The following is a 252-nucleotide window of genomic DNA, read 5'->3' as shown; positions in this document are numbered from 1 at the left end:
AAACTGCTGGCGTGGGATCAGATCTTTCATCTTCTCCACCAACTCGCGACCGCGGTTTTGCGAATTATCACGGTGGGTGATCAACGCCAGCGCATCAACACGTTCACCGTTGATTAATACGTCTACACGTACCATGTCGGACGCCTGGAAGCGTTTGAAGTTGTAATCCAGAGACGCATAACCTCGCGAGGTAGATTTCAGTCGATCGAAGAAGTCGAGCACCACTTCCGCCATCGGGATCTCGTACGTCAG

1 pseudogene is annotated in these 252 nt (G+C 52.0%); it reads right to left on the bottom strand.

Going from position 1 to position 252, the window contains the following annotated elements:
- A pseudogene (locus R0J88_RS21940) lies at positions 1-252 on the bottom strand (elongation factor 4); the annotation flags it as partial.

Origin of the sequence: Pseudoalteromonas sp. SIMBA_162 (assembly GCF_046535955.1) — a bacterium.
Lineage (GTDB): Bacteria > Pseudomonadota > Gammaproteobacteria > Enterobacterales > Alteromonadaceae > Pseudoalteromonas > Pseudoalteromonas marina.
The sequence above is the reverse complement of the archived record's forward strand: the minus strand, read 5'-3'. Positions and strand labels throughout refer to the sequence as shown.